We start from the raw sequence: 879 nt of genomic DNA, 5'->3' as shown, positions 1-879 counted from the left end.
TGAATAATAGCTGTCTCACAAGAGCGATTGGGACGAAAGCCATAACTATACTCTGAAAAGTGTCTTTCACAGATTGGACTGATGGTTTGAACAATCGCTTGTTGCACCATTCTGTCCATGACTGTAGGAATTCCAAGATTTCGGACGCCACCATTTGGCTTAGGAATTTCAACTCGTAAAACTGGTTGAGGTTTGTACTTCCTCTGCTTTATAAGTTCCTTGGTTTCTCGCCAATGTTGCCGTAGGAAATCATCCATTTCCTCAATGGTAACTCCGTCGATACCAGCAGAACCCTTGTTTCTTTTTACCTGATAATAGGCTTCAAGCATATTATTCCGAGATAATATCTTATCTAGCAATTCTGACATGTGTGTATTCCTTTCTTGTTTCGGTGTCTGAGGGACATCTTATATTCGTGAACCTTCTCCTAGTCAATACGTGACCGTCTCCAGTTCTATCAGACCGTTCTTTTACAGACACAAGTGAAGTAGGATTACTTCGGTTAATTGTTCGCCCCTTCGCTCCATTTCCATTACAGAAACTTCATTACTACTATGGGTTCGGCTGACTTCTCATGATTCGTTGTTACTACGTCTACGACGCTCATGAGACCTCACGGGATAAGTCGTATATCTTTCCTCGTTTACTCTCGTGATCTACGCATATAGGTTACGACTACCTTTTGGGACTTTAGAGCTTTCAGCCTCCTCATCCACTACATACGCCTTCATATCACATTTCTGTTCGTAGAGCGTAAGCGTCCAATAACGAGGTATCTATCTTGAATCCCTATTATCCGATATACTAATAAAAAGATAAAAAATCGGAGGAAACAGATGCCAATCAATTTACTAGACCTAGGCCTTGTTCATCTAGTCT

1 protein-coding gene is annotated in these 879 nt (G+C 41.2%); it reads right to left on the bottom strand.

Going from position 1 to position 879, the window contains the following annotated elements:
• A partial coding sequence (locus HZY94_RS07135; protein ID WP_257151905.1) for a reverse transcriptase domain-containing protein occupies nt 1-368 on the bottom strand: 368 nt, incomplete at its 3' end.
• Nucleotides 369-879: the final 511 nt, after the last annotated feature.

Source organism: Streptococcus danieliae (genome assembly GCF_013415245.1).
GTDB classification, from domain to species: domain Bacteria; phylum Bacillota; class Bacilli; order Lactobacillales; family Streptococcaceae; genus Streptococcus; species Streptococcus danieliae_A.
This window is presented reverse-complemented; position numbering and strand designations above follow the sequence as displayed.